General features: G+C 40.0%; 7 protein-coding genes. All 7 read right to left on the bottom strand.

From position 1 onward, the window contains the following. Positions 1-4: 4 nt before the first annotated feature. Positions 5-3,130, bottom strand: a complete 3,126-nt coding sequence (locus ACFS6I_RS06570) for a SusC/RagA family TonB-linked outer membrane protein (RefSeq protein WP_380919000.1) — start codon at positions 3,128-3,130, stop codon at positions 5-7. A gap of 424 nt (positions 3,131-3,554) precedes the next feature. Continuing rightward, complete coding sequence (locus tag ACFS6I_RS06565; RefSeq protein WP_380918998.1) at positions 3,555-4,631, bottom strand: glycoside hydrolase family 43 protein; 1,077 nt, start codon at positions 4,629-4,631, stop codon at positions 3,555-3,557. An 8-nt stretch (positions 4,632-4,639) separates the two neighbouring features. Further along, positions 4,640-7,219 carry an alpha-L-arabinofuranosidase C-terminal domain-containing protein gene (locus ACFS6I_RS06560; protein ID WP_380918996.1) on the bottom strand — a complete coding sequence of 860 codons (2,580 nt, stop codon included), beginning with the start codon at positions 7,217-7,219 and terminating at the stop codon, positions 4,640-4,642. 710 nt (positions 7,220-7,929) lie between these two features. Then, complete coding sequence (locus ACFS6I_RS06555; protein WP_380918994.1) at positions 7,930-9,891, bottom strand: alpha-L-arabinofuranosidase C-terminal domain-containing protein; 1,962 nt, start codon at positions 9,889-9,891, stop codon at positions 7,930-7,932. Positions 9,892-9,897: 6 nt separating this feature from the next. Continuing rightward, a complete protein-coding gene (locus ACFS6I_RS06550) occupies positions 9,898-11,040 on the bottom strand; it encodes an aldose epimerase family protein (protein WP_380918992.1) in 1,143 nt (380 codons plus the stop codon). A 37-nt stretch (positions 11,041-11,077) separates the two neighbouring features. Continuing rightward, on the bottom strand, positions 11,078-12,778 hold the full coding sequence (locus ACFS6I_RS06545) for a sodium:solute symporter family transporter (protein ID WP_183912304.1): 1,701 nt from the start codon (positions 12,776-12,778) through the stop codon (positions 11,078-11,080). Between the two features lie 59 nt (positions 12,779-12,837). Then, entirely contained in the window at positions 12,838-14,340 is a 1,503-nt protein-coding gene (gene araA / locus ACFS6I_RS06540) for an L-arabinose isomerase (protein WP_380918990.1), read from the bottom strand. Between the last annotated feature and the right edge of the window lie 3 nt (positions 14,341-14,343).

Genomic DNA, 14,343 nt, shown 5'->3' with positions numbered 1-14,343 from the left:
TTCTTTAAAATGTAACATTAAACCCAACCATAAATACGCGCTGCTGCGGATATACTACGGCTGCCGCTGCTTCGATCTCTGGATCGATCTGAAATCTTTTCACGTTATCAAAAGAAAATAGATTAGATCCATTGGCGTAGATACGAATTTTCTCTGCTTTGATTTTTTTCACTAAACCAGTAGAAAAGTTGTAACCAAGCTCTAGATTTCTGATTCTTAAATAACGGACATTGGTTAACCAAAAGTCACTGTTTCTGCTATTGGGACCCGAATTTCCATTTCGAAGTGCCGGATAATAACCTGCAATCCATTCACTATTTGAATCATAAGGATCGGCACGATGCCAGCGATCTTCCAAAAGATAGGCAGGAGAATTACCGCCTCCGTGAAAGGCATTACGCAGTTCGTAATCCTGAAACCAGGACTGTACCGCACCCCCAGAAAAATCAACATTCATGTCGATACCTTTCCAGTTCAAGCCTATCCTTCCACCGAATGACATAATTGGAGCCCAACCTGTTGGATAACCAATAGGACGTTCGTCCATACCGTTGATAACACCATCACCATTAACGTCTTTATAGATAAAATCTCCCGGCAGTTGCGTACGATTATTGGCGCCATCGTTGTTGATCGGATGATTGCGAATTTCGTCTTCCGATTGGAAACGTCCAACCACTTGATAACCCCACCATACACCACCCCAACGGTCTTCGGCCGAACTCCGGTATTCATTCCACGAATTGCTGAACCTTGGTTTATATGATTCCAGATTCTTAAAGCGTGAGTAAGTAAGATTAGCACTCACCACATAGTTCAATTCCCCGATCTTATCGGTATAGGTAATGATACCTTCAGCACCGTAGTATCCATTTTTACCCAAATTTTCATTAGGAAGGTCATATCCAATTTCTACCGGAAGTAGAACATCGTATTTCTTTCCTGGAAATCCAGTTCGGATAATCTTAAAGGCATCTGCCGTCATTGTCAATTTATTGTCCAACATCCCCACGTCTACACCAATGTTATAATTGGTATTTTTCACCCAGGAAAGTTTCCTTACCGGCAAACCTCGAGGCTGTAAACCGGGTACGTAATTCCCGTCCAGTACGGCATCGCCCGAAGCCCAATTATAACCCGCTAAGTAGCCGTGCATACCTACGCCTTCTTCCAGACCGGTCTGTCCGATAGATGCACGGATCTTCAAGTCATTAACGACTCCTTTTAGTGGTTTAAAGAAGTTTTCATCGGAAATCCGCCATCCAAGAGAAGCACCAGGAAAAAATCCCCAGCGGCGATCTTTATAATACAAATACGAACCATCGTATCGTCCCAGTAATTCAAGTAAATATTTTCCTTTATAATTATAGTTCAACCGACCGATATATCCGGCACGAGCTTGATAATCCCAGTTGTCCCCAAGTTCATTTAATTCAGAAAGACGTAGCAACGGAATATAATTATTCGATGGATTTGCTCCCAGCGTTTTCATCGTTCTCTCCCAATCGGAACGTTCGTACCCGAGTGTACCGGAGAACGCATGATCACCGATTTGCTTATTATAATCCACTAAGAACTGCGCAAAACGGGAAACAATATCCCGATTGGTATCATAGCGCCATCCCGAACGGCTTCCTCCAGTAGCTTTATACTCATTATCTTCAAAACGGTATACATCATAGGTATATTGAAATCCGTCGAACTTATTATTCGTGTAATTATAAGAAACAGTTCCTTTCGCAGAAAGACCAAATTTAGTTTTATATGACGCAAATAAATTTACATTTCCAGCTAAGTATCTATTATCTTTATACCCCGCAATATCGCGGTCAAAAACAGCGGGATTGTACGCAAAATCATTGGTGTGTGTTGGATAATCGGGATTATCATTTACATAAGGTGACACCGTAGGTCTGTTTTTGAACATGGCCAAAATCGATGAAAAGTAGCCATCTCCCCCTGGTAAACCAACATCTTGGGTTCCCTCATGTCTTCCTGAAATTTGTGTCCCTACTGTCAAACCTTCCAGAACTCGGGCTTCCATATTAGCCTGTAGATTGGTCCTTTTATAATTAAAATCCTTAATCATGGCATCTTGAGTAAGATGACCTATCGAGAGAAAATAATTAGACTTATCACTACCTCCCGTTACATTGGCACTGATGTTACGTTGCGGAATATTCTTACGTATAATCATATCGTAATAATCATAGCTTTTATAACCAGGATCTGTCCCCATTTGCCATTTTGCAAGCTCAACGGGGGTATAGACCGCATTCGGATCTTTTCCCTCATTTTGGGCAGCTTCCACTAACCCACGTGTATATTGCGCCGCATTTGCCAGATCAGGAAAACGTGTTAAATTCTGCCATCCTTGGTATCCATTGATATTGATTTTTGCCTTTTCACCTTTATTTCCTTTTTTAGTGGTGATTAAAACCACCCCACCAGATGCTCTGAATCCATATACAGCGGCTGCGGCATCCTTCAAGATGGATATGCTTTCAATATCCTCCAGATTTAGGGCATTAAAGATATCCGCACCAGAACCATTTTGAGTTCCTACCCAGTCCGTACCTGTTTGACCACCATAAGCTATTCCATCGATGACATAAAGTGGATTACCCATGTTACGGATCTCAAGAGCTGCTCCTCTTCCTGGACGAGCATCCTTTCCACGCACAGAAATACCCTGCACCTTACCCGCTAGTGCACCCGCTGCGGTTGTTGAAGAAGAACGAACAATATCTTCCGATTTAATATTACTCACGGCTCCTGTAATATTACGTTTAGACTGCGTTCCATAACCAACCACCACCACCTCTTCCAGCGATTGATCACTCGTTTCCAGTGTAATGAAAAATTTGGTTTCATTACCGATCGCAACACGCTGCGTCTTGTATCCAACATAGGTAATCAGTAAGAAGCCTTTTCCATCATTCAATTGGAAACGACCATCATAATCTGTACTTGTTATTAAATTGGACATTCCTTCAACAAGTACGCTCGCGCCTACTATCGGCTCTTTGTCCTTATTTATTACCTGCCCCGTAATTTTAGTTTGTGCATATGTCAATAAGGGTAGTAACCACATAAAGACATATAAAAAAAGAATTTTTTTGTTTTTCATAATTTAGTCGTTTTCGATAACTGGTTTCACTTTTTTAAAATTCTGATCAGGTAAAAGAGTTCATGAGCAAGATCAAATGACATAAGCATCAGAACCAGTAAAAAAATGAAATGTAAAAACCATTATTATTAAATGTTAAACATACACTTAAAAAAATGTGACAAATTTTTTTATCCTTGATAAAAAATTCAAGCATAGTATTAGGAATCCATAGTCGCTAATTGAAGGTGAAAAAACTATATTGGTTATAATTGTAAAACAAATATAAAAAAATAAATGTAAAACAAACATTTATTTTTTTATATTCAGTAAGGGCATTATCCACACAAAAAAACAACAACGCAAATACTTAAAAACTTGTAAAATAGGTAAAAATCGTATTCAATTTTTTTGTATTTTTAACAATACGATTAAGTCATGCCTTCTAAAATCCAGAATGAATTCCAAATTTATCAGTCAGTTTTTGCAGCTCGCTACTGGTTATAGACATAACGGAACCATGTCTGGGAGTAAACTTACCGAGCAATGGTGTATTTTGAACAAAAGTAAAATGCGATAGGTCTGAACTTTTACAAAACTGATAATAGCCCTCCGTGTAACAGTCATACATTAATATGTAATCATCCGAATCGATCAACTTAAATACACTGGAACCTTCAACAGGTTTATGCTGATCCGGATTGAGATGACGATATTCGGTATGATAGGGTCCGGTCACATTTTTACTTGTTGCACGCATCACCCCACTCTTTGTCTGTAAACCATTATTCACTGTAGATAATCCCTCATCCTTAAAAAATAAGACGTACTCCTTTTTCTGTTTATCGAACACAATATCACCATCAATAGCTGCTGTTCCAAAGTCAAATAACAATTCCGGTGTACTGATATCCGTAAAATCAGAATTTGCATACGAGTAATAGATCTTAAAATAGGGCTGTTTTTTATCTCCTACAGCATACTCCCAATCGTGTCTACCGATAGAGTAATAGATCATGTATTGTTGTTTGTCATTGTCCCAAATGGTTTGCGGGGCCCAAACCGCATGTAAATTATCCTGAGCAAATCCTTCGAGATCAGGAAACCGCGTTGGGAAATCAATCGCTTGATGTTCCCAATGGATTAGATCGGTACTTTTCATCAAGATAATACCATCATTGCTCTGCCAACCTTCACTTGAACGCATATCTGTCAGCACCATATAGAACGTTTTTCCATCTTCAGAACGCGTGATATGGGGATCGCGAATACCTTTTTTTAAAGCAATGCTATCAGATGCAATAACTGGTTTCCCCTCATTTAAGGGCTGATAATTTAAACCGTCTTTGCTTATTGCATAACGGACTTGTTCGCCGTCTGGACTATTGTCAGAAAAATAAGCAAACAGATAAGCTACTGCTTCAGATTTTGAAGCTGTACTGTGTTGTCCGAATACTGTGATTTTAATCAATACCGCCATCAATATCAATGGCAATCGGATTATAATTTGTATCTTTTTCATGTTATTACTTATTTTTGAGCAGGTATGCGAAAAACGGTGAACGAATAAGGAGACAATTTGCATCTGTCTAATTGAAGTGTTACTGCAACAGGTCTAGCTGTCTGATCTGTTGGTTTTCCTGAAATAACAGTTGCATTCACTTGTTGATTTACAACACCAATAGTCGAAAGATCAAGTTCAAGGTCAATTTCAACAGGCAACAAATTCACCAGTTTCACGATGATGTCACCCGATTTAGCGTCGCGTACGATTGATTTTCCAACTCGTTTGCGAACCGTTTCATCATGATTAGACAACTGTAAATCACTAAAAAGATAGGTATCGCCAGCATGTTGTCCAAATGCCTGTTGGATGTAGTAACCCACAGTAGGTTTCACTGTCGTATTATCGAAATAAATCAGATCTGGAGACCACTGCGTATTTCCTTCTTTTGCCAATAGGGGTGCATAAGAAGTCATCATAACGACATCGGCATTCCGCTCCACGTTACACAAGTGCAATGCCTCTGCCAATGCTGTTTCAATTGTACTGGCACGATCAGGAAGATGCGCAGCATACTCTCCAAGATATACCTTAGCCTTATTACGGTCATAACGATCGTAAAAGTCCTGATTATGGATAAACCATCCCGGAGGATTGTAGTAATGTTCATCAATTAAAGGAACCTCCAATTTTGTTGCTAAATCCCACCCTTCCACATAATCCGATCCTTCGTAAAAAGGACCCGCTGTTCCAATAACTTTAACATCAGGATATTTCTCTTTTACGGCTTGGTAGATCATAGTAAAGCGTTCTTTGAATATATCAGTAATCAGATCTTCATTCCCAATACCGATGTATTTCAAGTTAAAAGGAGCAACATGTCCCGCTTCAGCACGTTTCTTACCCCAAAAAGTTTTACTATCACCATTAGCATATTCTATTAAATCCAAAATATCTTGAATATAATCGCCCATATCTTCCATCGGAATGCCACACTGCTGCCCACCAAGTTCGTGACCATGATGTCCTGAATTTTGGCATGGTACGCCTGCCGCCACAACAGGCACTGGTTCTGCACCTAAATCTTCACAAAATTGAAAATATTCAAAATATCCTAAGCCAAATGATTGATGATACCCCCAGAGATTACGCTGTGGCTTGCGTTGCTCCACAGGTCCTATCGTATTTTTCCAATGGTAGATATTATCGATACCATCTCCATGAGCGACACAACCACCTGGAAAACGCACAAACCGAGGTTTCATGTCAGCAATAGTCGTAGCAAGATCTGCTCTAAGTCCGTTATCTCTATTCCGGAAAGTATTTTTAGGAAATAACGAGACCATGTCCATATCGATTACACCATCGGTTGAGTAAGCAATCACCAATCGAGCATCTGAAACGGTTGCGTTGCCGATCATTTCCAATTTGTACTGTTCCCATTTTTTAGATATTTTTTTTGTTTTCGTTTCGCCAATAGTATTCCCCTTCACATCTACTAATCGAATGATCAATTGCCCAAATTGCCCAGATTTTGTTCGAGCATATATCGAAAATTTATAATGTTCACCTTTCTGTATAGAAATACCATCAAATCCCTCATTAACGATTCCTCCTCCATTTTTAGCATGCATGCTCACATAGTGGCGATTATTTTTGTGTATCGGAGATAACGTATCAATCGAAAGAATCGTTTCACTATTCGTCGTACTCCAGGCAGTCATACTGTTCCATTCTTTTCGGTCCATAGCAGAGTATTCAAATCCCCTATTCTGGATCAATTCTGCATATAATCCGCCATCAGCGGCATAATTGATATCTTCAAAAAATGCTCCAATAAGCAAATCACTAATCTTACGTTCAGCAATATGTTCATCTAATTTTAGTTTTCCATTCAGAGCCGGCAATGTAGCAAAGCGATACCCATCATCGGCCATCCGTTCACTGTTCAACTTTCCTTTGTAAGTATCCAATTGCTGTTTTTTGAGCAGATTTTCAAGTGTTTGCCACGCAACTTTATGAACAGTCCCTGTGTAGATTCCATCCACTAGACGTACCTCAACTTTGCTGTTTTGCGTAACCATTACTTTCTTATTTGCTGAAAATATTTTAAAATCCTTTGTTTCTACAGCGTAATATCCTTGAACATTCCGATCCGTCTTCCAGACGACCTGGTAGATACCTGTCGTTTTGTTGTAATCAATTACAGGACTGAGGCAGTTACCTCCTGCAAATACTAAAGGGTAAGACTGGCTCTCCCACTGTATCAAATCGCGCGATGCACTGTGTGCAAAAGCACCATCTTCTTTATTCAAACTCCAGACACAATGCCAAGTTCCCGTTGGAGATAAAAACAAAAAAGGATCAATCATCTTCTTTTCCGATCCCCATCGACCATAGTCAGACCTTAAGAAACTTACTTCAGCGCCAATGTTGTTCCATTTCTTCTTATCCAGGCTCCATGCAAAATGCAAACCATTATGGTGATCGTTCTTTCCAGAGCTATAGGCAAAAATATAAACCGAATCCGGTTCATTAGCATACACGGCTGTATGTCGTACAAGAAAGAAAAACAATAAGCATATATAAATAAGCTGTTTTTTCATCAGAATAAAAATTAATATGAGTTATTTATTTGTAATAACACAACTCAATTATGCGATCTTTTATGAATCAATAATTGAGTTATGAATTTAAACAATGGTGTTGTACACCTTTCATTTTTATCGTGAAATGAAGAGTCCTAGATGGTGCCAAATAGAAATTAAAGTGACATTAGTATAACAGTCTGCACCCTATCAAGATTGACTGCTTCACCTACACCTTAAAGCCCATATCGCTACTAAAAATACCTTGAAATAATCCGAAATAGATAACTTACATCAACCTAAAAGCGCCAACACAACCATATGCCTGCTTCACCTTTCGGTTTATAGGTTATTTTGATGTAATGCCTTTTTCTAGATCGCATCCATTTCAAATGATGTCCGCCTACAGTACCTACAAAACCAAGATGTACTGTTTCGAACGGCTTTAAAGACCAGAATAATTGTAATCACTTTTCCAAATGGCACCAAGTAGAACTTCAGATCATATCTCCCCTCACCGGCTGCATCATGCTCAGCACATCTCCGCAGACAAATAATAATGGAGTCAACAAAATGATACGATCACGAGTATATTTATAACCTGACGCCTAGGTGAAGGCTTCAGGCTTAATCATATAACTGCTTTGTCTAAGACAAAGCTTCGTTTAGTTCATGGTGATTTTGCACTGCATTGCGACCCATGACCGTATCATTGTAAAAAACTTATTTTATTGGACAGCCAGCTTAATGACTGTCAAAGAGTATGGTGCAAACGTATCTGCTATCTTTTTCCCTTTATAATTAACTTGTTCCACTTTGGGCTGTATTTTCAATGGTTCTTCAAAACTTGTTGATATACTCAAGTCCCCATTTGCCAATGTCGTTTTCATAGCATTTTGTTTAAGTTTTTTCTTCGAGTTGATATCAAAGTTAACCTGTACCGGTTTACTATTATAATTCACAAATTTGATAATCAATTCCTTCGTGATACTGTCGTAAACAGACGATGCGAATAAACTATCTTTACCTGCGACAGCAGCTCCATTCCATTTAACGGGTACGATATCCGTACCAGTATTGGTGGAATACAATTTCTGCACCTGATAACTTGGTGTTCCATATGCATTTAAATTATCCACCCAAATCAAATCTGGAGTCCATTGCCAGCCATCCACATGGCCAAATAATGGTGCATACGATGCCATTTGCACAACATCAGCATTTCGCTCGAGTCCAGTTAAGAATGCTGCTTCTGATAGAGCTGCTTCCCAAGTACTCCGACCAGGACCGTTTGGTCGCGTAGTGTGTGAAGCATATTCACCGGCAAACACTTTAGGACCGTTACGGTCATAATCATCATAACGAGATACACTTGACAAAAACCATGATGGCGGTCTATAATAATGTTCATCAATAATATCAATCTTCATCTCCCGTAATTGTTCATCCAGATAAGCAAAACGCTCGCCATCGGGATCTGTTCCTGAGCTTGCTATAATGGCGATTTCAGGATGCTTCTCATTTAAAACCTTTTTAAATGCAGCTAAACGCTCTACATACTGAGGTCCCCAATTTTCATTCCCTACACCCAACATTTCCAGGTTGAAAGGAGCCGGATGCCCCATGTCTGAACGAAGTTTACCCCAAGTAGTCGTCACAGCCCCATTGGCAAATTCAATCAGATCCAAAGCATCCTGAACATATGTGTCCAACTCATCCATTGGAACAAGCTCTGCCGTATTAAACTGACATGCCATCCCACAGTTTAAGATGGGCACTGCCTTAGCGCCAATATCTTCAGCCATTAAGAAATATTCATAAAATCCCAATCCAAAAGTTTGAAAATAATCCGGTGCCGGTCTGTGCTTAAATTCAGTATTCCAACGGTTAATGATCAATTCACGTTCCTCGATCGGACCTACTGTTTTTTTCCATTGGAACCGACTCGCTAGATCCCTACCTTCCACTATACAACCTCCAGGAAAACGGATAAATCCAGGTTTCATATCTGCCAATAGCTGCACCATATCCTTACGTAAGCCTTTAGATCTATTTTTCCAGGTATCCATTGGGAAAAGAGAAATCATATCCACTTCCACATCGCCCGCTCCTTCGATCCAGACATTCAACTTACCTTTAGCAACAGTCTCTAAAGCCGTAAATTTTGATGCCCCACTTTGCCAATCACTTCCACTAGCCAATGTTAACTCACTTGATCCAATCACTTTATCCTCTTCATTTAACAATTCGACACGAATACGCATTCCGCTAGAAGCTTCTTTAAAAAGAAGTGAAAATTCATACTGCTCCCCTTTCTTAATTCCCATACCTCGGAAACCTTCATTTTGCACCCCAAGCTGGACACCCTTTGGATTATGAATCTTCAATGAGCGCGGATTTCCTTTTCGTTTACTGTTGTTTGTAATTAGAAAAGTGCCTTCTGGTTCTTTAGTCAGTTTTTTCCATCCCATCCAAGGTTCGTTAAACTCGAAAGATCGGTTTTTAACTAATTCAGCATATATTCCACCATCGGCACCCATGTTAATATCTTCAAAAAACACTCCCCACATGTCTCGTGACATCTTTCCAGCAGATTGGTCAAGGTCCACTTTAAAACTTATAGGGGTTTGTGCAAATAATGCCGTAGATCCAGCCATCATAGCTGCTAGTAATAGCTCAATTTTTTTCATCCTATATTATCTTATAATAAATCTATATTCCGATTTCGTGCTATAAGTTTGTTCTGGTTTCAACACCGTAGAAGCAAATGCTGGATGGTTAGGTGCATCCGGATAATGCTGTGTTTCTAAACAAAATGCAGAACGGAACGGATATACCAAACCACCTTTCCCTTTAGGATCAGTGTCCTTCATGAAATTGCCACTATAAAACTGTAAACCCGGTTCTGTCGTTAATACTTGCATTTCTATTCCCGTTTTCGGAGCATACACAGAAGCAACCTTTCTAAAACCAGACGCTTTACGCAATTCAAAGTTATGGTCATAGCCTTTTCCGATCTTCAGCTGTGCATCTTCTGTTTCAATGCGCTCACCGATGACAAATGCTTTACGAAAATCAAATGGTGTTCCCTCCACTTGAATACTTTTTCCTGTTGGTATCAAAGTATCATCAACTTCCGTAATTGCTTCCGCATCGATTTGCAATTCATGGTCCAATATTGTTGCAGATCCTGCACCACTTAAATTAAAATAAGCGTGGTTTGTGAGGTTTAATACCGTTTCTTTATCCGTAGTCGCTTGGTAATCCATTACCAGTCCGCCGGCATGACTTAATGTATAGGTTACTTGCATTTTCACTTCACCAGGATAACCCGCCTCTCCATCAGGAGAAAGATACGTGAAGGTAATGGATGAATCTGAACTGTTCGCGACATCCCATACTTGATTGTAAACACCATGAGTACCCCCATGCAGGGAGTTTTTTCCGTCATTCTTCTCCAGTTCGTATTTAACTCCCTGTAAAGTGAAAGTTGCATCCCCGATTCTATTTCCATAACGACCTACGATAGCCCCATAAAAATTACTTGCATTAGCTTTATACGCTGCAGCACTGTCATAACCAAGGATCACATCTGTCAAGTTGCCGGCTTTATCAGGAACCTGTAAGTTCACTAACCTTGCACCATAATTTGTCAGCGCAGCTTTAAGCTTGCCATTCGTTAATGTATACAATTTGACATCTTTACTATCGATAACCGTATCAAAAGACTTATCCACAGAATCTGTCGTTTCATTCGTATGCTGTTTATTCGAGCTCTGTTGGCAACCACAAGCCAATACGGAGGTCAATAAAATACCATTTATAATTTTACTATTCATATTGTTATGATTTACAATTGATTAATCATTATTACATCTACCAAAAACGCACATATATAGCTGTTACTAATAAGAGTGTTACCACAATCAATACCAAAATCGAGGGCTCTACTTTGAACATCTTTTTGTCCAGAACAAATGCTTTTGGATTCTCTTTTGGACCCAATAAACTAACACCGATCATCATGGCCAAGGTAAAAGCAAAAGCTAGTCCCATACAGATCTGAAATGGAATTTCGTAGTTGCCGCTTTTATTGATGTAGGCTGTGTACAGCCAAGTTTCAGGACCAAATACCTTTGTTGCAAACTCATTGAAAAATATCGATAAACCAAATCCCGAAATCAATCCCGTGATTGCAGCAGGACCTGTGGTACGTTTCCAGAACATTCCCAATAAGAACATTGCAAATACACCAGGACTAATAAAGCCCGTGTATTTTTGGATGAAAGTGAATCCTCCAGCACCACCAATTCCTAATGTATCATTCCAGGTAAATAGGACAGCCACAAGGATAGAAATGACGATCGTGATTTTACCTACCCATACCATTTTCGATTCCGAAGCACCTGCATTGATGTATTTTTTGTAGATATCCAACGTATAAATAGTCGCAATACTATTTGCTTTACCTGCTAAACCGGCAACGATAGCAGCCGTTAGTGCCGCAAGTGCTAAACCCTTCATGCCATTTGGCAGATGTCCGAGAATGGCAGAATAAGCATTATCAGCATGAAATACCCCTCCTGGAGCCATCTCTTCTTGCAATGCTCCATTTTTATAAAGTACATATGCTGCTATACCAGGCAACATCACGATTAGCGGCATTAACAGTTTTAATAAGCCTGCAAATAAAATACCCATACGCGCAGTTTTTAGATCCGCTCCCAATGCACGTTGGGTGATGTATTGATTACAGCCCCAGTAATTCAAATTCACAATCCAGATACCTGCCAGGTACATGCCTATTCCGGGCAACATCAAATATTTATTGATCTCCTCTTGTGTCGCGCCGACTCCAGGTTTATCCACGATCATTTCAAAGTGCTTAGGCGAATCTTCCATTAGCTTGTTGAAACCAGCCAATACGTCCTTGCCTAGACCAAAGTGTTCACTCACCAATGTTAATGCAACATAAGTAGTAGCGATACCGCCGATAATCAAGACTACCACTTGGATGACATCGGTAAAACCGATGACACGCATACCACCTAGTGTAATAATCACAGCAAATACAGCCAGTGCCACCATGATCAAGTGAAAACTATCACCCCCACCGGCCATACTCGATATAGCGATTGCGCCGAGGTATAAGATCGACGTTAAGTTGACAAACACATATAAGAAAAGCCAGAAAACAGCCATAATCAGACTGGTCGTTTCATTGTATCGATTGTTTAAAAACTGTGGCATCGTAAAGATTTTATTCTTCAGATAAACAGGTATAAACCACACGGCCACAATAATTAATGCTACAGCAGCAATGAGTTCGTAAGCCGCAACGGCAATACCGACCTCAAATCCGTTACCACTCATGCCAATAAATTGTTCGGCAGATATATTGGATGCAATTAATGATGCCCCAATAGCCCACCAGGTCAATGAACCCTCTGCCAAGAAATAGTCTTTACTGCTATTATTGGCTGCTGTTTTTCTGCTGTAAATCCAGAAGCCATATCCGGCTACAATAATAAAGTAGACGACAAAGATGATGTAATCTACCGTTGCAAATTTATCCATAGTGTTGCGACTTGCTTATGATGAAGTCCCTCTGCAAAAAAACAGAAGGACAATTTCGTTTATTTCTTCATTAAAAAATAGAGTTCATTCCACTTCAATTGGTTTTCCAGATGCGTCAACGTCGTATTTTCATCAATAGCGACATACTCCAGTCCAGCAATACGGGCAAAATCTTCCAGATATTCAGGTGTTAAACTTAAACTATAAGCAGTATGATGAGCACCACCAGCATAGATCCATGCACTACAAGCAGTTTTCATATCCGGAAGGGGTTTCCATAGAACCCGTGCCACCGGCAATTTAGGCAACTCCTCTTTCACATCGACACCCACCACTTTATTGACGATCAAGCGAAAACGAGTTCCTAAATCAATCAGTGAAGCATTCAAAGCAGGACCACTTAAGCCATCAAACACCAAACGCGCAGGATCGGCCTTACCGCCAATTCCCAACGGATGTACTTCTATTCGAGGCTTATCAGCTGCTAAAGCAGGATCCACCTCAAGCATATGCGAACCTAGTACCATTTCATTCGCAGGATCAAAATGATATGTGTAGTCTTCCATAAATGCCGTAGTACCCGGCAAACCAGCACCCATTACTTTACATGCACGCACTAAAGCTGGTGTTTTCCAATCACCTTCACCAGCAAATCCATATCCTTCTGCCATCAATCGCTGCACGGCTAATCCCGGTAGCTGTACAAGTCCATGCAAATCTTCAAAAGTATCAGTAAAACCTTTGTAGTTTCCCGATACTAAAAACTTCCTTAACCCAAGTTCAATACGGGCAGCTTCAACTAAACTTTGACGCTGCTCCCCACCTTCCACTACATTTGGCGCTAAATCGTAAGTCGCCTCGTAATCCGCTAACAACATATTGATTTCAGATTCCGTTACCGCATCGACCACAGCAACAAGATCGCCAATGGCATAAGTATTCACTGAAAATCCAAATTCTGCCTCTGCAGACACTTTATCACCATCAGTAACCGCCACGTAACGCATATTGTCACCAAAACGAACAAATTTTGCTCCTTGCCAGTCATGCCAAGCAGCTGCTGCACGTACCCACACATTTATGCGTGCAATGACCTCCTCATCTTTCCAGTGACCAGTTACTACTTTTCTACCAATATTCAAACGAGTCACAATATGACCAAATTCACGATCACCATGTGCACTTTGGTTTAGATTCATAAAATCCATGTCCATCGTACTCCAAGGGATATCACGGTTATACTGAGTATGCAAATGAAGTAAAGGTTTCTGTAAAGCCTGCAATCCTCTAATCCACATTTTCGCGGGTGAGAATGTATGCATCCATGTAATCACACCGATACAGTTTGCAGCAGTATTAGCAGCAGTTAAAGTACTGTATATTTCTTCACTATTTTTGACAATGGGTTTGTATACTACCTGTACAGGGATCTCCCTATGTGCCGAAAAGTATTGTGCCACTTCTTCAGCATGTACCGCCACTTGTTTTAGTGTCTCTTCACCATATAAATCCTGGCTCCCAGTAACGAACCAAACTTCCAATTTATTTAAATCGATATTCATAGT

Origin of the sequence: Sphingobacterium anhuiense (genome assembly GCF_042686355.1) — a bacterium.
In the GTDB taxonomy this organism is placed as follows: domain Bacteria; phylum Bacteroidota; class Bacteroidia; order Sphingobacteriales; family Sphingobacteriaceae; genus Sphingobacterium; species Sphingobacterium anhuiense.
The sequence above is the reverse complement of the archived record's forward strand: the minus strand, read 5'-3'. Positions and strand labels throughout refer to the sequence as shown.

Excerpts from the sequence above, each read along its gene's own strand:
- ACFS6I_RS06570 (WP_380919000.1), bottom strand. The coding sequence starts at position 3,130 with ATGAAAAACAAAAAAATTCTTTTTTTATATGTCTTTATGTGGTTACTA.
- ACFS6I_RS06565 (WP_380918998.1), bottom strand. The coding sequence starts at position 4,631 with ATGAAAAAGATACAAATTATAATCCGATTGCCATTGATATTGATGGCG.
- ACFS6I_RS06560 (WP_380918996.1), bottom strand. The coding sequence starts at position 7,219 with ATGAAAAAACAGCTTATTTATATATGCTTATTGTTTTTCTTTCTTGTA.
- ACFS6I_RS06555 (WP_380918994.1), bottom strand. The coding sequence starts at position 9,891 with ATGAAAAAAATTGAGCTATTACTAGCAGCTATGATGGCTGGATCTACG.
- ACFS6I_RS06550 (WP_380918992.1), bottom strand. The coding sequence starts at position 11,040 with ATGAATAGTAAAATTATAAATGGTATTTTATTGACCTCCGTATTGGCT.
- ACFS6I_RS06545 (WP_183912304.1), bottom strand. The coding sequence starts at position 12,778 with ATGGATAAATTTGCAACGGTAGATTACATCATCTTTGTCGTCTACTTT.
- araA (WP_380918990.1), bottom strand. The coding sequence starts at position 14,340 with ATGAATATCGATTTAAATAAATTGGAAGTTTGGTTCGTTACTGGGAGC.